This is a genomic window from Kribbella soli, assembly GCF_004331345.1.
Taxonomy (GTDB): domain Bacteria; phylum Actinomycetota; class Actinomycetes; order Propionibacteriales; family Kribbellaceae; genus Kribbella; species Kribbella soli.
In genome coordinates, this window is record NZ_SJJZ01000004.1 from 637501 (window position 1) to 657086 (window position 19586).

Sequence of the window (19586 nt, forward strand, 5' to 3'; positions counted from 1 at the left end):
GCGTGTCCTTCAGACGCAACTACGGCTGATCCCGCCGCAGCGTGCGCTCGTTGCACAGTCCGCGCCCGGCGAAGCCGGCAACAGGCAGCCGCGCCGAAGGCGTGACCTTTCAGCGCAACTGCAGCTGATCTCACCTGAACGCGTGCTCGTTGCCCGATCCGAGCCCACCTCGGCCGACGCCCAGGAACCCGTGGGCTTGCACAACAAATAACCTGTTCAACCCCACCGCCACACCGGCCACCGCACCAGGGCACGCGCCCAACGGCCCACTCTGCGCCGCGCGTGCCTGTCGCACGATCCGCGCCGGCCGCGGCCAACACCCGGGAAACTGTGGGCTTGAACAACAAATAACCTGTTCAACCCCACCGCCACGCCGGCTCCCCCGCCAGGACCTGCGCCCAACAGCCCACTCCGCGCCCGGCGAAGCCGGCAACAGGCAGCTGCGCCGAAGGCGCGTCCTTCCGGCGCAACTCCAGCTGGTCTCGCTGGAGTTGCGCTCGTCGCACGATCCGCGCCCAGCCTCGGCCGACTCCCAGGAAAGCGGGGGCTTGAACAGCAAATAACCTGTTCAACCACGCCGCCGCGCCGGCTGCCGCGCCAGGACGTGCGCTCAACAGCCCGAGTCCGCGCGGCGGTGAAGCCGGCAGCCGGCCGCGCTGGAGGCGCGTGGTTCAGGCGCAGCTCCAGCTGGCTCCGTTGGAGGTGGGGCGTGCGGGGTAGGGGGTTAGCGGCCCTGGTTTTTGACGGCTTCTATGGCGTCTTTGGCTGCTTGGGGGTCTAGGTATTCGCCGCCGGGGGTCAGCGGCTGGAAGTTTTCGTCGAGTTCGTAGTAGAGGGGGATGCCGGTGGGGATGTTGAGGCCCACGATGGTCTGCTCGTCGAGGTTGTCGAGGTGCTTGACCAGGGCGCGGAGCGAGTTGCCGTGGGCGGTGACCAGGACGGTCTTCCCGGCGCGCAGGTCCGGCACGATCGCGTCGTACCAGTAGGGAAGCATCCGCTCGACGACGTCCTTGAGGCACTCGGTCGCGGGCAGCAGCTCCGGCGGGAGGGCGGCGTACCGCGGGTCGCTGGCCTGGTCGTACTCCGAGCCGCGCTCGATCGCCGGCGGCGGGGTGTCGTACGAGCGGCGGAACAGCATGAACTGCTCCTCGCCGAGCTCTTCCAGGGTCTGCTTCTTGTCCTTGCCCTGCAGGCCGCCGTAGTGCCGCTCGTTCAGCCGCCAGGAGCGCCGTACGTCGATCCACTGGCGCCCGGCCTCCTCCAGCGCGATGTTCGCGGTCCGGATGGCGCGGCGCAGCACCGAGGTGTGCAGTACTTCGGGCAGCAGCCCGCGCTCGAGCAGCAGTTGGCCACCGCGGACCGCCTCCTCGACGCCCTGGGCGTTCAGGTCGACGTCGACCCAGCCGGTGAACAGGTTCTTGGCGTTCCAGTCGCTGTGGCCGTGGCGGAGCAGGATCAGGCGATAGGTCATACCCGCATGTTATCGAGGCTCCAGCCAGCCCTTGAACGCGTCCAGGTTTCGGGTGGACTCGCCCCGGGAGATCCGCCACTCGTACTCCTTGCGGATCGACGACGCGAACCCCATTTCGAGGATCGTGTTGAATGACGAGTCGGCGTATTCCAGCACCGCCCCGAGCAACCGATCGACCTCACCAGGTGTGATGGCGTGCATCGGGACCCGCCCGTCCAGGTGGATGTCGCCCAGATGGTCGACGGCGAACGCGACGCCGTACATCTTCAGGTTCCGCTCGAGCAGCCACCGGTACACGGCCGCGTGGTTCTCGTCCGGGTGCCGCGCGACGAACGCGTGCACCTGGACCGCCTGCGCGCCGACCGTCAGCGACACCGTGGTCTTCAGCTTCCGCTCCCCCGGCAGGTCCGCGCTGAAGACGCCCGGCTCACTCTCGGTGAACTCGAGCTCGTTCTCGGTCAGCACCTGGCGGATCACGTCCGCCGCAGAAACTCTCACCCGGCTACCTCCGCGGCGATGTGTGTCCAGTGTGTGGTGACGCTTGAACGATAGCGGTGTCCAGGTGCGTGCATCGGGGTGCTTGGTCAGTGGCCTCGATGCGGAGCATCGTGGGCGCTGGCCAAGTGCCGCGAGGTGCGTGCCTGGGCACCGATAGCGTCAAGCGTCACCACACACTGGACACTTCGGTCGCCATCGTCTCCGCTGCGGTCCGGTACGCCGCCAGCGTCTTCCGGGCGGTCAGCTCCCAGCCGAATCCCCGTGCGTGCCCGACCGCCGCGTGGCTCATGCTCTCGCGGACGGCCGGATCCGTCGCGATCCGCGCCAGCGCGTCGGCGAAGTCGTCCACCCCGTGCCCGCGCACGAGGAACCCGGTCCGCCCGTCCAGCACCGCCGTACTCAGGCCGCCGACGGCCGCCGCGACCACCGGCGTGCCGCAGGCCTGGGCCTCCAGCGCGACGAGCCCGAAGGACTCCGAGTACGACGGAACACACACGACGGACGCCGCGCGGTACCAGTCGGCCAGCCGCGCGCGTTCCATCGGCTTCACGAACCGGGTCACGTCGTCGATCCCGAGCGCCCTCGCCAGCTCGGCGTGCGACTCGGGGTGCTCCATGCCGTTGCCCGACGGCCCGCCGATGATCGCGACCACCAGCCGCGACCGCAGCGACGGATCCCGTTCGACCATCCGCGCCGCCGCCCGGAGCAGCAGATCGGGCGCCTTCAACGGCTGGATCCGGCCGACGAATGCCAGTACGACGGCATCGGCCGGCAACCCCACCGCCTGTCGCGCGGCCATCCGCGAGCCCGGGCTGAACAGCTCCAGATCCACCCCCGGATTCACCACACCGACCTTCGCCGGCTGGGCGCCGTACAGGTCGATCAGTTCGCGGGCCTCGTCGTCGGTGTTGGCCAGCAGGCGATCCGCGGCCTCGACGACCTGCTCCTCACCGATCAGCCGCGCGGGCGGCTCGGGTACGTCGTCGTCCGCGAGGCTGGCGTTCTTCACCTTGGCCATCGTGTGCATGGTGTGGACCAGTGGGACCGCCCAACGATCACGGGCGAGCAGGCCGACCTGTCCGGACAACCAGTAATGCGAGTGGATCACGTCGTACCAGCCGGGCTCGTGGATCGCCTCGGCGCGCAGGACGGCGCGGGCGAACGTGCACAACTGGGCCGGGAGCTCGTTCTTCGTCAGGCCCTCGTACGGGCCGGCGGCGACGTTGCGGACCATCACGCCGGGCATCAGCTCGACCCGGGCCGGCAGCACCGACGCCGTCGCCCGGGTGAAGACGTCGACCTCGATCCCCAGGCCGGCCAGCTGCTTGGACAGCTCCACGACGTACACGTTCATCCCGCCGGCGTCCCCGGTCCCCGGCTGGTCGAGTGGTGACGTGTGCAGGCTGATCATCGCGACCCGCCGGAGGGGTTTGTTCACGACGTCAGGGTAACTCTGGGGCTTCGGCCGGGAATCGGGACTTCTCCCTATCCGCAGCCGTCCAGCTGGCCAGCAGCCGCAGATTCTGCTCGGACGGCGACCCGGGCTCCACGGTGTAGGTGACCAGCAGTTGGTCCGGCTCGCCGGGAGGCTGCAGGGTCTCGTACCCCACGGTGATGTCGCCCACGAGCGAGTGGTGCTGCGTCTTCGTCCCGAAGGTCTTGTCCTTCACGTCGTACCGGGCCCAAAGCACGCGGAACTCCGGACTGTGGATGGACAGTTCCCCGATCAGCTCGGCGAGCTCCGGGTCGTCCGGGTAGCGGCCGGCGTACATCCGCAGGTAGCCGACGGTCTCCTCCGCGACCGACTCCCAGTCCGGGTAGAAGTCGCGCGACGCCGGATCGAGGAAGACCATCCGCGGGATGTTGCGGTCCTTGAGGTCCAAGGTGTCGAAGTCCGCGATCAGGGCCGCGGCGAGCCGGTTCCACCCCAGGACGTCCATCCGACGGCCGAGGACGAACGCCGGTACGTCGGTCATCGAGTCGAGCAGCCGTTGCAGGCCGGGTCGCATCCGCTGCGTCGTACGCCGTTTGGTCCGCCGACGAGCCGGTTTCGCCAACAGGGCAAGGTGTTTCTGCTCGTCCTCGGTCAACTTGAGGACATCGGCGACGGCGTCCAGGATCTCCTGCGAGACGTTATCGGCGCGGCCTTGTTCGAGGCGGACGTAGTAGTCGGCGCTGACGCCGGCCGCCTGGGCGAGCTCCTCGCGGCGCAGTCCGGGGACTCGGCGTCGCCCGCCGTACACCTTGATGCCGAGGTCCTCGGGCCGCACCCGCGCCCGGCGCGAGGTGAGGAACTCGGTCAGCTCCGCGCGACGATCCATGCCCTCCAGTATCCAGGCCGGCCCGAACCGCAACCTGGTCCTGCCAGAACCAGGCTCAGCAGACACCTGGGTAAGCCGCCGCGACCGCTCCAGGATCGGTGACATGACTGATCTACAGATTCGCAATGCTGTCGTCACCGGCGCCGCGAGCGGTATCGGAGCCGCGATCGCCACCCAACTGGCCGAGGCCGGCGCCGCGGTCGCGCTGGTCGCACGGCGGCAGGACCGCCTCGACGACCTGGCCGGCAAGCTCGGACCGCGGACCTTCGGCGTCGGCCTGGACGTCACGTCGCAGGACTCGGTGGACGCCGGAGTCGCACGGATCCACGAGCGGCTCGGCACCGTCGACCTGGTCGTGAACGCCGCGGGCGTGATGCTGGCCGCGCCGATCGCCGACGGGCGGCTCGACGACTGGACCCGGATGATCGACACCAACCTGACCGGCGTACTGCGACTGGTCCAGGCGTTCACGCCCGACCTGATCGCGGCAGCCGGCGCCGGCCGGACCGCCGACCTGGTGAACATCTCGTCGATCGGGGCGCACGTCGTCTTCCCCGGGTACGCCGTCTACGGCGCGACGAAGGCGGCGCTGACCCATCTGTCCGCATCGCTGCGCGCCGACCTCTCGCCGTACGACGTCCGCGTGACGAACATCGAGCCCGGGCTGACGGACACCGAACTGGCGACGCACCTGGACAGCCCGGGACAGGACCTGATCGCCTCGATGAACGAACAGATCGGGCCGTTGCACGCGGACGACATCGCCGACCTCGTGACGTTCGCGGTGAGCCGCCGGCGGGAGCTGAATCTGCGCCAGATCATCGCGCTGCCGACCCGCCAGGCGTGACGTTTGGTGGGTCTACCTCCACCCCCATTGGCGGACTCGGCCCACTGTGGTCCGGGCCGTCCGCCGAAAGCATTGAGGACATGCGTACAGTCCTCGAAGAAGTCAGGTCCTGGCATCGCCCGCTGATGCTGATGGTGCTCGCCATGTCCGGTCTCGTCCTGACCGCCGGCATCGGTCTCGCGGTCGACGGCCGCGAGATCCTCAACGAGTCCGTGTGGCTCAAGCCGTTCAAGTTCGGCCTGTCGTTCGTCCTGTACGGCGCGACGCTCGCGTGGCTGCTTTCCAAGCTGCGCAAGGCGAAACGCTTCGGCTGGTGGACCGGGACCGCGTTCGCGATCACCGGGATCGTCGACGTCGGGTTCATCGCCGTACAGGCCGCGCGGGGGACGTTCAGCCACTTCAACGACAACTCCGACACGTTCAACCAGGTCGGGCAGAAGGTCTTCATGTCGGGCGTCATGGGGCTGTTCGGGGCCAGTCTGGTGGTCGCGATCATGCTGCTGTTCCAGCGGATCGGCGACGCCCCGCTGAACCGGGCGATCCGGGTCGGCCTCGGGCTGGCGGTCGCCGGTATGGCGCTCGCCTTCTACCTGGTCGGCTCGCAGGGTCAGCGGCAGGACGTCACGGACGCGTACGGGCACCCGGTCACGCTGGCCGGCAGCCACGGCATCGGCGTCGAGGCGGGTGGTCCCGGGATGCCGTTGACGAACTGGAGCACAGTCGGCGGCGACCTGCGGATCCCGCACTTTGTCGGGCTGCACGCGATCCACTTCCTGCTGCTCACGGTCCTCGCGCTGAGCCTCCTCACCGCGCGGGTCGAATGGCTGCGGCCGGAGCGCGTCCGCCACCGCCTGGTCGGCGTCGCGGCCTTCGGGTACACCGGCGTGATGATCACGGTCACTGTCCAGGCGTTCCGCGGGCAGGCGCTGATCCACCCCGACGTACAGACGCTGGGCATGCTGGGTGGGTTCCTGGCGGTGAGCCTGGCTGCGCTCTTCGGGGTGGTCGCGGCCGCTCGGCGGCAGGCGGACGTGAGACGGCCCGCCGAGCGCGCCGAGGGCTTTGAGAAACTTGGAGTATGACTTCGAGCGATCGTCCTCTGGCCGTGGTGACGGGTGCTAGCAGTGGGATCGGGGCCGCGTCGGCGCGGTACCTCGCCCGTGCGGGGTTCGAGGTGATCTGCGCCGCGCGGCGGCTGGACCGGATCGAGGCGCTGGCCAAGGAGATCGACGGCCGCGCGGTGCAGTGCGACGTAACGTCCGCCGAGGACGTCGCCGCACTGACCGCGGCGGTCGGGGACGAACTTCAGGTGCTGCTGAACAACGCCGGCGGCGCGTTCGGCCTGGAGCCGGTGGCCGACGCCGATCTGGACGCCTGGCGGCGGATGTACGAGGTGAACGTGATCGCGGTCGCCGCGGTCACCAAGTCGTTGCTTCCGGCACTGATCGCCGGGCGCGGCACGATCATCGTGATGGGATCGACGGCCGGCCAGGTCGCGTACGAGGGCGGCGGCGGGTACGTCGCCGCGAAGCACGGCGCGAAGGCGGTCGTCGACACGCTCCGTCTGGAGCTGTGGGACCAGCCGGTCCGGGTCACCGAGATCGCGCCGGGCATGGTCCAGAGCGAAGGCTTCGCCCTGACCCGCTTCAACGGCGACCAGTCCAAGGCCGACGCCGTGTACGCCGGTGTCCGCGAACCGCTCACCGCCGACGACATCGCCGACATCGTCGCGTACGTCGCCACCCGCCCCGCCCACGTGAACCTCGACCGCATCACGGTCCGCCCCCGCGCCCAAGCAGCCCAGCACAAGGTCCACCGCGAGTCCTGATTCGCCAACGTCCGAAGAAGTGTGGGTGCGCCCACACTTCTTCGGACGTTCGCTGTGAGTGAGGCGGCTCACGGGGTTGGTGCTTGCAATTGCAAGCAGCTTGCTAGCACACTGGGGGCATGGCCAAGTTGAGTGATCGCGCAGCTGGGGCGGTGGGCTCCGTCGGGGAGTACCTCGCCGAGCAGCGGCGGCACGCCCAGCTGTCGTTGCGGCAGTTGTCCGACCTGGCCGGAGTGTCGAACCCGTATCTCAGCCAGATCGAGCGCGGCCTGCGGAAACCGTCGGCCGACGTACTGCAGCAGCTCGCGAAGGCGTTGCGGATCTCCGCGGAGACCCTCTACGTACGGGCCGGCATCCTCGATCCGGACGACGACGCCGAAGGTGGCCGGCAGGGCACGGGCGTGGTCGACGCCGTCCTGCTCGACCCCGCACTGACCGAGCGCCAGAAGCGCGTCCTGCTGGACGTCTACACGTCGTTCGTCCGCGAGAACACCCCTGAAGAGCCCCCAGCGAAGAAGCCCACGGCTCGCAAGCGCAGCACCGACTGAACCTGCTGAAAACACCACGAGGAGAAGCCTGATGGCTACCCGTACGCCTGTTACCCCGTTCTACGCGATCGCCGGCGCCGGCGACCTCGCGGTCGAGAAGGTCCGCGCCGTCGGCGAGGACGTGACCGCCCGGTTCGCGAAGATCGACCAGAAGAACCTGCAGACCGAGCTCACCAAGGAGCTGACCAAGGCGCAGGCCGAGCTGGCCAAGCGCTTCGAGGCGATCGTCGCCGATGCGCGCACCGCCCCGGCCAAGCTCCGCGAGCTGCCGAAGTCCGCGCAGGCCGGTTTCACCACCGTCCTCGGCCAGGCCGAGGAGACCTACGAGGACCTGGCCGGCCGCGGCAAGGACCTGGTCGAGCGGATCCGCCACCAGCAGGCGACCGAGGACCTGGTCAGCACCGCAAAGACCACGGTGAGCAAGGCCAAGGCCACCCGCACCACCGCGAAGAAGACCGCCACGAGCGCGACCCGCAACGTCAAGGCGACCGCGACCAGCGCCCGCAAGACCGCGAAGGCCGCCACCAAGGCCGCCGAGGCCGCGGCCGACAAGGTCGGCGACTGATCTTCCTGGCCACCACAGACGGTGACGATTCACCCACCTCCGGGTGAATCCTGCGACCGGGCGGTCCACAGCTGCGACTGAGCAGAGGTGGCCGCCCGGTCTGTCCGTTAGGCTCGTAGCATGATCACCTTCCGGAGCCTGATCCCCGGGTTCGACGATCCGCTGTCGGTCATCTGGTGGGTGCTGCTTGCGATCAAGCTGGTCGCGCTCGCCGACGCGGTCTTCCGGCCACGGGCGGTGTTCATCGCCGCCGACAAGCTCACCAAGCCCGGCTGGGTGCTGATCCTGGTCGTGTTCTCGCTGAGTCAGATCTTCCAGGGCTGGCTGAGCTTCTTCGGCCTGATCGGCATCGTCGCGTCCGCCGTGTACCTCGTGGACGCCCGCCCCGCTCTACGCGCCGCCACCGGCCGCGGCCGAGGCGGCTGGGGCGTCCGCCGCCGCAGAGGCCCCCGCCCGCTGTAACTCACCCCTTGTAACCGGCAGCTGTAGCTACGAGCGGTAGACGATGACCTTGTCGCCGACGTGGATCTGGTCGAAGAGGATTTTGATCTTGGCCAGGTCGCGGACGTTGACGCAGCCGTGCGAGGCGCCGTTGTAGCCGCGGGCCGCGAAGTCCGACGAGTAGTGCACCGCCTGGCCGCCGCTGAAGAACATCGCGTACGGCATCTTCGAGTCGTACAGCTTCGAGACGTGGTTCCGGCTCTTCCAGCCGACCGTGAAGCTGCCCTCCCGGGTCGCGGTCTTGACCGCGCCGAACCGGACGTCCAGCTGCATCTTCACCACACCGTCGACGACGTACCGCAGCTTGCGGGTGCTCTTGTCGATGCACAGCGCCACACCGGTCGCGCAGCGCGCGTCGAGCTTCTTGCCGTTCACCACCGGCACCGGCGGGTACAGCTCGGTCTGGGTCGGCTCGTGGGTGACCTTCGCCAGTTGATCCCAGGTGTTCTGGTCGACGTACCCGAGCTGGGGAATCCCCTTCGACTTCTGGAACTTCTTCACCGCGGACCGGGTCATGGTCCCGAACTCATTGTCCAGGTAGCGCTTCTCGAGCAGCTTCAGCTGCACAAGCCGCGCCTCGACCTTGCGGACGTTCGTCCCGCTGGAGCCGTTCTTCCACAGCGCCTTCGGGTAGATCGGCAGCTCCCCGCTCACCTCGAACGGCACCGTCTTCAGGTCCTGCGGGGCCGCGGTCGCGCTCGTTCCGGTACTCAGGAGTGCAGCAACCGCGCCCCCGGCAACCAGCCCGCTCAACAACTTGCGAATTAACAGCCCGCGCATCGAGACCCCTTTGGATAGACCCCGTCCCTACACTTGTAGGACGTCCTCACCGGCCATCTGGTTGGCTCAGCGTACCGGAGGAACCCTGGATGCCGATCGTTCAACGATCAGCCGAGGCAGGCGCCCGGATCGCCTATCGCGAGGCGGGCAGCGGCCCGCCGGTCGTGTTCCTGCACGGCAATCCGACATCGTCGTACCTGTGGCGTGACGTCCTCGGCCCGGTCTCGGCGATCGCCCGCTGCATCGCACCGGACCTGGCCGGGATGGGCGCATCGGGTCCGTCGACCGGCAACAGTTACCGGTTCGTCGACCACAGGCGGTACGTCGACAAGTTCTTCGAGGCGCTCGACCTGACCAGCGACGTGATCCTCGTCGGTCACGACTGGGGTGGGGTCCTGGCGACGGACTGGGCCCGCCGGCATCCCGATGCCGTCAACGGGATCGCCTACCTGGAGACACTCGTCAGTCCCGTCACCTGGGACAGCCCGAACGCACCAGCTCCTGAGCTGTTCCGTCGGCTCCGCAGCCCGGAGGGTGAGCAGCTCGTGCTGGAGGAGAATGTCTTCATCGACCTGGTCCTCCCGAGCGGCACGATGCGCAGGCTGACAGACGCCGAGCTGACGGCGTACCGGGCTCCGTTCGTCGAGCCCGGGGAGCGTCGGCGGCCGATGCTGACGTGGGCGCGCGAGATCCCGATCGACGGAACTCCGGCGGACGTGCACGACATCGTCGCGGCCAACGCGGCATGGATGGCAGAGTCGCGGGTACCGAAGCTGTTCATCAACGGAGATCCGGGTGCGCTCCTCACCGGACCGCTGCGCGAGCTGTGCCGGCGCTGGCCGAACCAACGGGAGGTCACCGTCCCCGGACTGCATTTCCTGCCCGAGGACTCGGCCCCCGCGATCGCCGCCGCCCTCCTCGACTGGATCCCGACCTGCTGAAGGAGAACACCATCGAGATCGCACTCAGCACGGCGGACATCACCACGGTGCCCGCGGACGCGATCGTGAACGCTGCTCACCACGCGTTGCGTGGTGGGGGTGGCGTCGATGGTGCGATTCATCGGGCGGGTGGCCCGGAGATCCTCGCGGAGCTCATCGAGCGGTACCCGAACGGCACTCCCACGGGTACGGCGGTGTGGACCACGGCCGGCGCGCTACCGGCGACGTACGTGATCCACGTGGTCGGGCCGAACTACAACGCCGGGCAACGGGATCCGGCGCTGCTCGAGTCCTGCTACCGCAACGCGTTGCGGATCGCGGACGAGCTCGGCGTACACACGATGACGCTGCCCGCGGTCTCCGCCGGCATCTACGGGTGGCCCGCACAGTCCGCCGCGGACATCGCCGTCAGGACGTTGCGCCGTACGCCGACCAACGTCACCAAGGGCACCTTCTGTCTGGTGGAACCGCGGCTGTACAAGGCGTTCCGGAACGCGACAGCGGCCGGGGAGTAGCTCCCCGGCCGCTGCCCGAACGTCAGCTCACTTGCTGTAGACGACGACCCTGTCGCCGACCTTCACCCGGGAGAAGACCCAGGCGATCTTCTTCTTGTCGCGGATGTTCGCGCAGCCGTGCGAGGCGCCGTTGTAGCCGCGGGCCTTGAAGTCCGACGAGTAGTGCACCGCCTGGCCGCCGCTGAAGAACATCGCGTACGGCATCTTGGTGTGGTACAGCGACGACACGTGGTTCTTCGACTTGCGGTAGATGCGGAAGACGCCGTTACGCGTCGGGGTCCGGCTGGAGCCGAACCGGACGTCCATCACCTGCACCGGCTTGCCGTTCACCATGTAGACCAGCTTGCGGGTCTTCTTGTTGATGCACAGCACGCGACCCTTGGTGATGCACCTGCGGTCGATGCGGTACTTGGCGATCAGCTTGCTGTTCGAGGTCGCCTTCGGCTTCGCCGCTGCGGCCTTCGGCGGCAGACCGTGCGGAGCCGGTGCCGTCGTCGACTTCTGCGCCGACGCCGCAACCTGAGGCGCGGCCTCGGCCGAAGTGGTCGCCGACAGTGCGCCAACGCCCACGAACGCGGCGGCCGTCAGGGTAGCGCCGAACTTACGCAGAATGCCCATGTTTCCCTTGTCCTTCCCCCAAAGAGTGCTTCCACAAGACAGACGTCGCTACTTCACGTCTGGTTGGTAACGAATCAAAACTTTCTTTCCCCACCACTGACCCCCCGACCACTGGCCTCACCACTGGCCGAGAAATGGTGTATCACACCGAGAGAGCCCGGGGCACGCTCCGTGAACCACCGTTTCCAGTTCGTGCCCTAGGAGAGCGCCCGCAGCCGGCGCAGTACCTCGTCAGCACCCAGCGCCTGCGCGGTCGCGTGCAGATCGGGGCTGCGGGTGGCGCCGGTGATCGCGACCCGCACGAGCTGCGAGGCCTCGCGGATCGAGCCGACGTACGCGTCCGGATCTTTCTTGTACTCCTTGGCGTTCGGCGCGAACCGATGCTTGCCGGCCAGAGTACGGATCTGGTCGAACCACTCCTGCGGGTCGTCGAGATGCTCGTAGTTCGCGACGAGATCCGCCGCGAACGCGGTGACGACATCTGCCGCGACACCGAGCGGAGCCAGCCGCTCGTCGGCCGGACCGTCCACCGGGACGAACAGCTCGGTGAAGAAGAAGCCGTATGCCGGCCGGAAATCCGACCACTTGCGCAGGTCCTTGCGCGGGTTCTCGACGCCGTCACGCTCGACCGCCAACGCCCGCAGCGCCAGGTCCTTCTCGTTGTCGAGCACGGGAACGAGTTCCGCGTCGTACTCGACGGCCCAGGCGCGCACTGCGTCGAGGATCTGCTGTCCGCTCAGCGTCGCGATGTGGTCGGCGCTGATGTCCTCGAGCTTCACCAGGTCGACCAACGGACCGGCGACCCCGCACAGGCTCAGGTCGAGCGGCGTCGTCAGCGCCTCGGCCAGCGGCAGCTCCGCGAGCCGGCCGTTGGCCAGGCCGCGCAGGTAGTACAGGACCGCGTCGGCCGGGTAGCCCGCGCCGATGTAGAAGTCGACGCCCGCCTCGGGATCCTTGCGCTTCGACAGCTTCCGCTTCCCGCCCGGGATCTGCTTCATCAGCGGCGCGATGTGCGCGTAGGTGATCGGCTCGAACTCGAGCGCCGCGAACAGCTGCTGATGCAGCGGCACCGAGGAGATCCACTCGTCGCCGCGGATCACCAGGTTCACCCGCATCAGGTGGTCGTCGACCGCGTGCGCGAAGTGGTACGTCGGAAGTCGCGGCGACTGGTCCGAGGACTTCAGGATCACCGCGTCGTTGCGGTTCGCCTCGTGCTCGAGCCGGCCGCGGATCGCGTCGACGAAGCTGGTCCGCTGCCCGTCGGCGTCATCAGGCGTCCGGAAGCGCACGACGTACGGCGCACCCTCGGCGAGCTTCGCGGCGACGGCGGACGGGTCGGCGTCGCGCCAGATCGCCCACTTGCCGTAGTACCCGGTCGGGACCTTCGACGCCTGCTGGCGGGAGGTGATGTCGGCGAGCTCGTCCTTCGTCGCGAAGCACAGGTACGCCTTGCCCTGCCGGAGCAGGTGCCGCACGTAGGTCAGGTAGATCTGCTCGCGCTCGGACTGCACGTACGGACCGTACGAACCACGGTTTCGGTCCTCGTCCGCGCTGATGTGGAAGTAGTCGAAGGCGCGGTCGAACTGCTCCAGCGCCCCCTCGACCTCACGCGCCTGGTCGGTGTCCTCGATCCGCACCAGGTACACGCCGCCGGAGTCCGTCGCGACGTCCCGGTCGATCATCCCGACGTAGATGCCGCCGATGTGGATGAACCCGGTCGGCGACGGGCCGATCCGCGTGACCTTCGCTCCCTCCGGCAGCTCTCGCGCCGGATACCGCTCTTCCCAGTGCCCCGGCTCCGGAAGATCCGCCGGGAAGAGCCCGTCTACCGCCGCCCGGTCGACCATCAGCTCTTCGACTTGCGGCCGAGCTTGGCGCGCTCGATCTGGGTGAGAGCGACCTTGCGCATCCGGATCGCGTCCGGCGTGACCTCCACGCACTCGTCCTCACGGCAGAACTCCAGCGACTGCTCCAGCGACAGCTTGCGGGCCGGCACCAGCTTCTCGAACTCGTCCGCGTTCGAGCGGACGTTCGTCATCTTCTTTTCCTTGGTGATGTTGACGTCCATGTCGTCAGAGCGCGAGTTCTCGCCGACGATCATGCCCTCGTACACCTCGGTGGTCGGCTCCACGAACATGGTGCCGCGCTCCTGCAGGTTGATCATCGCGTACGACGTGGCCGCGCCGGACCGGTCGGACACGAGCGAACCGGACGGCCGCGTGCGCAGCTCGCCGAACCACGGCTCGTACCCCTCGAAGACGTGGTGCGCGATCCCCGTACCGCGGGTGTCGGTGAGGAACTCGGTGCGGAACCCGATCAGGCCGCGGGCCGGGACCAGGAACTCCATCCGGACCCAGCCGGTGCCATGGTTGGTCATCTGCTCCATCCGGCCCTTCCGGACCGCGAGCAGCTGGGTGACCGTGCCGAGGTACTCCTCCGGGCAGTCGATCGTCAGCCGCTCGACCGGCTCGTGCCGCTTGCCGTCGATCTCGCGGGTGACCACCTGTGGCTTGCCGACGGTCAGCTCGTAGCCCTCGCGGCGCATCTGCTCGACCAGGATGGCCAGCGCCAGCTCACCACGGCCCTGCACCTCCCACGCGTCCGGGCGCTCGGTCGGGAGCACCTTCAGCGACACGTTGCCGACCAGCTCGCGGTCGAGCCGGTCCTTGACCAGCCGCGCGGTCACCTTGGTGCCCTTGGTGCGGCCGGCCAGCGGCGAGGTGTTGGTGCCGATCGTCATCGAGATGGCCGGCTCGTCCACGGTGATCAGCGGCAGCGGCTTGGGGTTCTCCGGGTCGGTCAGGGTGTCGCCGATCATGATCTCCGGGATACCCGCGATCGCGACGATGTCACCCGGGCCGGCCGAGTCGCCGGGGACGCGCTCGAGCGCCTCGGTGACCAGCAGTTCGGTGATCTTGACCTTCTGGATCGAGCCGTCGTGGCGGCACCAGGCGACCTGCGCGCCCTTCTTCAGGGTGCCTTCGTGCACGCGGACCAGCGCGAGCCGGCCGAGGAACGGCGAGGCGTCCAGGTTGGTGACGTGCGCCTGCAGCGGCGCGTCCTCGGTGTACTCCGGGGCCGGCACGTTGTTCAGGATCGTCTCGAACAGCGGCTCGAGGTCCTCGGAGTCCGGCATACCGCCGTCGGCGGGCTGGTTCAGCGAGGCGCGACCGGCCCGGGCCGAGGCGTAGACGACCGGGAAGTCCAGGGCGGACTGGTCGGCGTCGTGGTCGAGCAGGTCCAGGAACAGCTCGTACGTCTCGTCGACGACCTCGGAGATCCGGGCGTCGGGGCGGTCGACCTTGTTCACCACCAGGATGACCGGCATCTGCCGCGCCAGCGCCTTGCGGAGCACGAACCGGGTCTGCGGCAGCGGGCCCTCGGAGGCGTCCACCAGCAGCACGATCGCGTCCACCATCGACAGGCCGCGCTCGACCTCGCCACCGAAGTCGGCGTGACCGGGGGTGTCGATGATGTTGAGCGTCATCTGCTCGCCGTTGGCCATCTTGTGCCGTACGGCGGTGTTCTTGGCGAGGATCGTGATGCCCTTCTCACGTTCCAGGTCGCCGGAGTCCATCGCCCGCTCATCCACGTGCTGATGGGCTCCGAAGGCGCCGGACTGCCACAGCATCGCGTCGACGAGGGTGGTCTTCCCGTGGTCGACGTGGGCCACGATCGCGACGTTGCGCAGGTCGTTACGGACAGGCATGAAGGAGCGCTCCAGTCATCAGAGGGTGTGTAGGCGGTGGCTACGGCTGGTTTCACGTGCCACTCGACACAGGGCGCAGCCCTTTCATTCTACCCGTCACCGCTCGTGTCCAGAAAACGGGAAGGCTCTTGACGTTTGTTGACTGGACGTCCAGTCTATAGGAGGCGCCTGGGGAGGGGCCGAAACCACGGGGGGTCAGCCCGAGGCGCCGGGCACAAGGAGTAGGGGTCGCCCGGCGCTTCAGGCTTTGACCGGCGGTGTCATGGACTCCGTCCCGAAGGGAAATCCGTGCCGCGATCGGCGACCGCCAACCAGGAACTGCGGGAGCGCTCCCGCGAACGCATCCTGGCCGCGGCGCTGGAGACCTTCGCCGCCAAGGGCTACGAGGCCGCGTCGATCTCCGACATCACCGCCGCCGCGGGCGTCTCCCGCGGCCTGGTCTCGTACTACTTCGCCACCAAGGAGCAACTGGCGGCCGAACTCCTGGACCGCTGGCTGGACGGCATCGCGGGGATTCTGAACATCCCGGGAACTCCGGACGAACGGCTGGCCGGCATCATCGATGGCGCCCTGATGGCGGCCGCGACCACGCTCCCGATCCAGCGGCTGGCGATCACGCTGATGATGCAGCCGACCACCCACGACGTGTTCGCCCGCGTCGAGCAGGCCAAGTCCGCCCGCCTCTCGCTGGTCGAGGACGCGATCCGGGACGTGTTCGCGGCCCGCGGCGCCGCCGACCCGGCCGTCGAGGAGATGTTGCTCAGAGCAACCTTGGAAGGGGTGACCGTCAAGCTCGCGATCTACCGCGAGACCTTCCCCCTGGAAGCGATCCGTACCCGCCTGTACGCCGGTTACGACCTGCCCGCACCGACCGTACCGCTCCCGATCGTGTCACCCGCGGTCGACCGCTTGCGTGCCAAATGACCCGGGCGGGGTCCAGTCGAAGATCCGCGTACCGTTCCTGAGCGCCGCCCGCGGCGGAGTGATCCGCAACATCGCGTTCCGCAGCCACTGACCACGCGGACCGACCTCTGCCCCGGTCCGCCCCATCCACGCCGACCGGCTGACGATCCGTTGGGTACGTCGGTACCGCTGCGACTCGTACTCCCGTAGCCCGGCCGCCAACTCGCCACCGGCAGGAATCACCAGCCCGAGCGTCACCGCGTCCTCGAGTGCCGAGTTCGCGCCCTGCCCGAGCGTCGGCAGCATCGGATGCGCCGCGTCCCCGATCAGCACGGTCCGCCCGACCGTGTACCGCGGCAACGGCCGATCCAGCACCCACACGTCGTGCCGGATCACCTCGTCCGTCGCCTCGGTCAGCGCCCGTACGTCGGGAGCCCACGCGGCGAAGTACTCGCGGACCGCCCGTACCTCGTCCTCGATCGGTCGGCCGCTCGGCATCGCGACGTACCCGTACCAGTAGACCTCGTCGGTGCTGATCCGCAGCGCCCCGAACTCGGCGTTCGGCCCCCACGTCATCGCGAACCGGTTGTCGACCGTGGTGCCCGGTGTCGCCGCACGCCAGCAACTGAAGCCGCTGTAGCGCAGGGCCGTGGAAAACAAGGCGCTTCTGGTCGTACTGCGGATCCCGTCCGCGGCGACCACCAGATCGGCCCGCGCACTGTGTGTACCGTCCGCCGACTCCCACGTCACGCGGGCCCGCTCACCACCCGCCGCCCCCGGTTCGACCGCACTGACGCGAGCACCGGTCACGAGATCGGCGTCCTGCGCCTCGACCAGCGCCTGGTGCAGCCGCTGCCGGTGGATCCCGATCATCCCGGTGCCACCACTATCAGGTGCCTTGAGCAACCATTTCCCGTCCCACCGCCGGGTCCCGGCCGCGCGTACGACGTACCCGCTCCGCCGGATCCGCTCCGCGGCGCCGAGCTCCTCGGCCGCCCGTTGTCCGTTGACGGTCACCACGAGGCCCGCGCCGACCTCCCCCAGCTCCGGGGCACTCTCCAACACGCGCACGCGCCACCCGGCCCGTCCCAACGCCGCGGCAGCTGCGACCCCACCGATCCCGGCCCCGATCACGATCGCCTCGTCCATGCCTTTCACCCTAGGAACGCAGACGGCCAAGCGCGTACGACAGACGGCGTATCTCCGAAGCCCTCCGCTGGAGGATGCCCGGACCGAGCCTGGACGACAGGGTGAGATCGCATGGAAACCATCTCTCGCAGAACGCTGCTGGCCGGCTCGGCGATGGGCATCGCCGCAGCCGGCCTGGGCAGCACAACCGCCTCCGCAACCGACGACCCGATCACCCGCTGGATCTCCCAGAACGCCAGGCCGATCACCGACCTGAAGCCGGGCAACGCGCAGATCGTCGGTCTCGGTGAGGCTGTCCACGCGACCGCCGAGATCACCCAGCTCAAGCTCCGCATCATCCGGAATCTCGTCGAGCACCACGGCTTCCGCGCGATCGCGTTCGAGGACGACTGGTCGCTCGGCACCCAGTTGAACGACTACGTCCTGACCGGCTGCGGCGACCTGTACGCGTTGATGGGTCAGCTGAGCACCGAGGCCCGCACGCACGAGAACGCCGAGCTCTTCGAGTACCTCCGCGCGTACAACGCCACGCATCGCGACAAGGTCCGGTTCGCCGGTTCGGAGTACTTCGCGACCCGGCGTATCTCGTACGACGCCGTCGCCGAGTACGTCGCCCGCCGCGTACCGCACCGGCTGGCCGAGCTCCACCGCAGTCTGGACCCGATCCGCCCGACCACCGACGACATGGGCGCGTACGTCCGGTGGTACTGGCAGGAGGTCAAGGACAAAGCGCCGTACGTAGCCAAGGCCCGCGCCGTCTACTCGCTGGTGCGCGACCTACCGCACCGGCCGAACGACCGCGACTACGCGATCACCGAGCACCACGCGCGCCAGATCCGCTCGTTCTACACGGCGTTCAGCCTGCCGGAGGACCAGAACTGGGTGTACCGCGATGCCCGCGCCGCGGAGAACGTCCGCTGGTGGCACAGCTTCACCCGCAACAAGGTGATCTACTGGGCGGCCAGCGCGCACACCGCCAACGCTCCGCACCTGCGGGTCAGCGAACCACCCGTCGCCTTCCGGAGCGCCGGCTCGTACCTCCGCGCTTGGTACGGCGACCGCTACCGCTCCATCGGCTGCACGTTCGACCACGGTACGTCGCTCGGCTCGCTCACGCTGCCGACCGCACCGGCCGACTGGTTCGAGCACCAACTGACGGCGACAGGCCTGGACAACTTCATGCTCGACCTCCGCACGCACCCGCAGCCCGCAGCGGTCCGGGCGTGGTTACGCCAGACCACCAAGACCCGCGGCTTCCCAGACGCCGGCCCGTCGTCCTACCTGACCGGCGACAGCCTCGCCGACTGGTTCGACGTCGTAGTCCACACCCGCGCAGTCACGCCGACCCACCCGCTGGTCAGCTGAAGGTCGGTGCGTGCGGCCGGACTGCGCCGACCACGTTGTCGCCGCCGGTGAGGTCGAAGTGGAGGTGGTTCTCGATCGTCCCGTTCGTGATGCCGAGACGCTGGAGAGTCGCCGCCATCACGACCTTGCGGGCGCGCGGCGTACCGTCCTCGAGCTTCAGAGCGATCCCGGTGCCGTCCGCGAGACCGACGGCGTACACACCCTCGGCGCCGGCCTTGCAGAACAGGCCGTTGACCGCTCGCATCAGCTCGGCCTCGTCGCGCGTACTCCCACTGGCGTACTCGGGGTACGCGCGGAATGCCTGGGCGATCCGACCCTCCTGGGTGTCCGTGGCCGCAGCCGCGAACAGGCCGAACGACCGGGCCAGGCCGGAGAGCGTGAGCGCAAAGATCGGCGCGCCGCAGCCGTCGATCGCGACGTACGAGACCTTCTCGCCCGCCACGTCCTCGATCGCGGTGCGGATCTCCTTCTGCAGCGGGTGATCCGGCGAGCGGTAGGTCTCGAGGTCCCAGTCGTTGAGCGTGCAGGTCAGCAGCATCGCGGCGTGCTTGCCGGAGCAGTTCATCACGATCCGCTCCTTGCCGTGGCCGGCCTTGACCCAGGCATCCCGGGTGTCGTCGTCCAGCGGGTACGCGACCGGCGTCTGCAGCGCGGTCTCGTCGAGGCCGGCCGTCGCGAGGATCTCCCGTACGCCGTCCACGTGGAACTGCTCGCCGGAGTGCGACGCACCCGCGAGCGCGAGCAGCTTGTCGGTCAGCGGGAGGCCGTTGCGGAGCATGCCGAGGGCCTGCATGGGCTTGTTGGACGAGCGCGGGAACATCGGCTGGTCCACGATGCCGGCGGACCACTCGACGGTGCCGTCGGGGTTGGTCACCACGACGGAGCCGCGGTGGTGGCCTTCGACGAAGTCGCTACGGACGACGTCGGCCAGGATCACAGGTTCGGTCACGGCTGAACTGTACAGGTGCAAAACGCCGTGTTGCGAATGATTCCCCTCACAGGCCCGCGCACGGCACCGTGAGACCAG

General features: G+C 68.6%; 20 protein-coding genes. 10 read left to right on the plus strand and 10 right to left on the minus strand.

Going from position 1 to position 19586, the window contains the following annotated elements; genetic code table 11:
- Positions 1-724 precede the first annotated feature (724 nt).
- The 4 genes from E0H45_RS33830 to E0H45_RS33845 form a co-directional block, all read right to left on the minus strand.
- Positions 725-1471 (minus strand): phosphoglyceromutase, encoded by a 747-nt coding sequence (locus E0H45_RS33830; protein ID WP_131345012.1) that lies wholly within the window; start codon positions 1469-1471, stop codon positions 725-727.
- Between the two features lie 9 nt (positions 1472-1480).
- Complete coding sequence (locus E0H45_RS33835; protein WP_131345014.1) at positions 1481-1969, minus strand: type III secretion system chaperone family protein; 489 nt, start codon at positions 1967-1969, stop codon at positions 1481-1483.
- Between the two features lie 166 nt (positions 1970-2135).
- Positions 2136-3380, minus strand: coding sequence for a D-inositol-3-phosphate glycosyltransferase (mshA, locus tag E0H45_RS33840; protein ID WP_131345948.1), 1245 nt, complete (start codon positions 3378-3380; stop codon positions 2136-2138).
- A 31-nt stretch (positions 3381-3411) separates the two neighbouring features.
- Entirely contained in the window at positions 3412-4290 is an 879-nt protein-coding gene (locus E0H45_RS33845) for a helix-turn-helix transcriptional regulator (RefSeq protein WP_131345016.1), read from the minus strand.
- Positions 4291-4393: 103 nt separating this feature from the next.
- On the opposite strand from E0H45_RS33845, the gene E0H45_RS33850 reads away from it, so the two are divergent.
- The 6 genes from E0H45_RS33850 to E0H45_RS33875 all read left to right on the plus strand — a co-directional run bounded on the left by E0H45_RS33850 (position 4394) and on the right by E0H45_RS33875 (position 8540).
- Positions 4394-5137 (plus strand): SDR family oxidoreductase, encoded by a 744-nt coding sequence (locus E0H45_RS33850; protein WP_131345018.1) that lies wholly within the window; start codon positions 4394-4396, stop codon positions 5135-5137.
- 80 nt (positions 5138-5217) lie between these two features.
- Positions 5218-6219: a hypothetical protein gene (locus E0H45_RS33855; RefSeq protein WP_131345020.1), complete on the plus strand. Its 1002-nt coding sequence runs from the start codon at positions 5218-5220 to the stop codon at positions 6217-6219.
- Positions 6216-6965: an SDR family NAD(P)-dependent oxidoreductase gene (locus E0H45_RS33860; RefSeq protein ID WP_131345022.1), complete on the plus strand. Its 750-nt coding sequence runs from the start codon at positions 6216-6218 to the stop codon at positions 6963-6965. Before E0H45_RS33855 ends, E0H45_RS33860 begins: the two co-directional genes overlap by 4 nt.
- A gap of 119 nt (positions 6966-7084) precedes the next feature.
- Positions 7085-7513: a helix-turn-helix domain-containing protein gene (locus E0H45_RS33865; RefSeq protein WP_131345024.1), complete on the plus strand. Its 429-nt coding sequence runs from the start codon at positions 7085-7087 to the stop codon at positions 7511-7513.
- A 31-nt stretch (positions 7514-7544) separates the two neighbouring features.
- Entirely contained in the window at positions 7545-8078 is a 534-nt protein-coding gene (locus E0H45_RS33870; RefSeq protein ID WP_131345026.1) for a hypothetical protein, read from the plus strand.
- A 120-nt stretch (positions 8079-8198) separates the two neighbouring features.
- On the plus strand, positions 8199-8540 hold the full coding sequence (locus E0H45_RS33875) for a DUF2516 family protein (RefSeq protein WP_131345028.1): 342 nt from the start codon (positions 8199-8201) through the stop codon (positions 8538-8540).
- Between the two features lie 27 nt (positions 8541-8567).
- On the opposite strand, the gene E0H45_RS33880 is transcribed toward E0H45_RS33875, so the two are convergent.
- Positions 8568-9359: a L,D-transpeptidase family protein gene (locus E0H45_RS33880; RefSeq protein WP_131345030.1), complete on the minus strand. Its 792-nt coding sequence runs from the start codon at positions 9357-9359 to the stop codon at positions 8568-8570.
- Between the two features lie 89 nt (positions 9360-9448).
- Here E0H45_RS33880 and E0H45_RS33885 point away from each other — a divergent pair, with 89 nt between their 5' ends.
- Both E0H45_RS33885 and E0H45_RS33890 read left to right on the plus strand, forming a co-directional pair.
- Positions 9449-10300: a haloalkane dehalogenase gene (locus E0H45_RS33885; protein WP_131345032.1), complete on the plus strand. Its 852-nt coding sequence runs from the start codon at positions 9449-9451 to the stop codon at positions 10298-10300.
- 65 nt (positions 10301-10365) lie between these two features.
- Complete coding sequence (locus E0H45_RS33890; RefSeq protein ID WP_238155485.1) at positions 10366-10815, plus strand: macro domain-containing protein; 450 nt, start codon at positions 10366-10368, stop codon at positions 10813-10815.
- 27 nt (positions 10816-10842) lie between these two features.
- On the opposite strand, the gene E0H45_RS33895 is transcribed toward E0H45_RS33890, so the two are convergent.
- The 3 genes from E0H45_RS33895 to typA form a co-directional block, all read right to left on the minus strand.
- Positions 10843-11433, minus strand: a complete 591-nt coding sequence (locus tag E0H45_RS33895; protein ID WP_131345034.1) for a L,D-transpeptidase — start codon at positions 11431-11433, stop codon at positions 10843-10845.
- 197 nt (positions 11434-11630) lie between these two features.
- A complete protein-coding gene (locus tag E0H45_RS33900; protein WP_131345036.1) occupies positions 11631-13280 on the minus strand; it encodes a glutamate--tRNA ligase in 1650 nt (549 codons plus the stop codon).
- A complete protein-coding gene (typA, locus tag E0H45_RS33905) occupies positions 13280-15142 on the minus strand; it encodes a translational GTPase TypA (protein WP_131345038.1) in 1863 nt (620 codons plus the stop codon). Before typA ends, E0H45_RS33900 begins: the two co-directional genes overlap by 1 nt.
- 288 nt (positions 15143-15430) lie before the next feature.
- Here typA and E0H45_RS33910 point away from each other — a divergent pair, with 288 nt between their 5' ends.
- A complete protein-coding gene (locus E0H45_RS33910) occupies positions 15431-16066 on the plus strand; it encodes a TetR/AcrR family transcriptional regulator (protein WP_131345040.1) in 636 nt (211 codons plus the stop codon).
- Here the strand turns inward: E0H45_RS33910 and E0H45_RS33915 are convergent.
- Positions 16034-17194: an FAD-dependent oxidoreductase gene (locus tag E0H45_RS33915; protein ID WP_131345042.1), complete on the minus strand. Its 1161-nt coding sequence runs from the start codon at positions 17192-17194 to the stop codon at positions 16034-16036. The two genes, E0H45_RS33910 and E0H45_RS33915, sit on opposite strands and share 33 nt — an antisense overlap.
- Positions 17195-17305: 111 nt before the next feature.
- Between E0H45_RS33915 and E0H45_RS33920 the strand changes: the two genes are divergently transcribed.
- Positions 17306-18559 (plus strand): erythromycin esterase family protein, encoded by a 1254-nt coding sequence (locus E0H45_RS33920; RefSeq protein ID WP_131345044.1) that lies wholly within the window; start codon positions 17306-17308, stop codon positions 18557-18559.
- Here the strand turns inward: E0H45_RS33920 and E0H45_RS33925 are convergent.
- Positions 18552-19508, minus strand: a complete 957-nt coding sequence (locus E0H45_RS33925; protein WP_131345046.1) for an asparaginase — start codon at positions 19506-19508, stop codon at positions 18552-18554. The two genes, E0H45_RS33920 and E0H45_RS33925, sit on opposite strands and share 8 nt — an antisense overlap.
- Between the last annotated feature and the right edge of the window lie 78 nt (positions 19509-19586).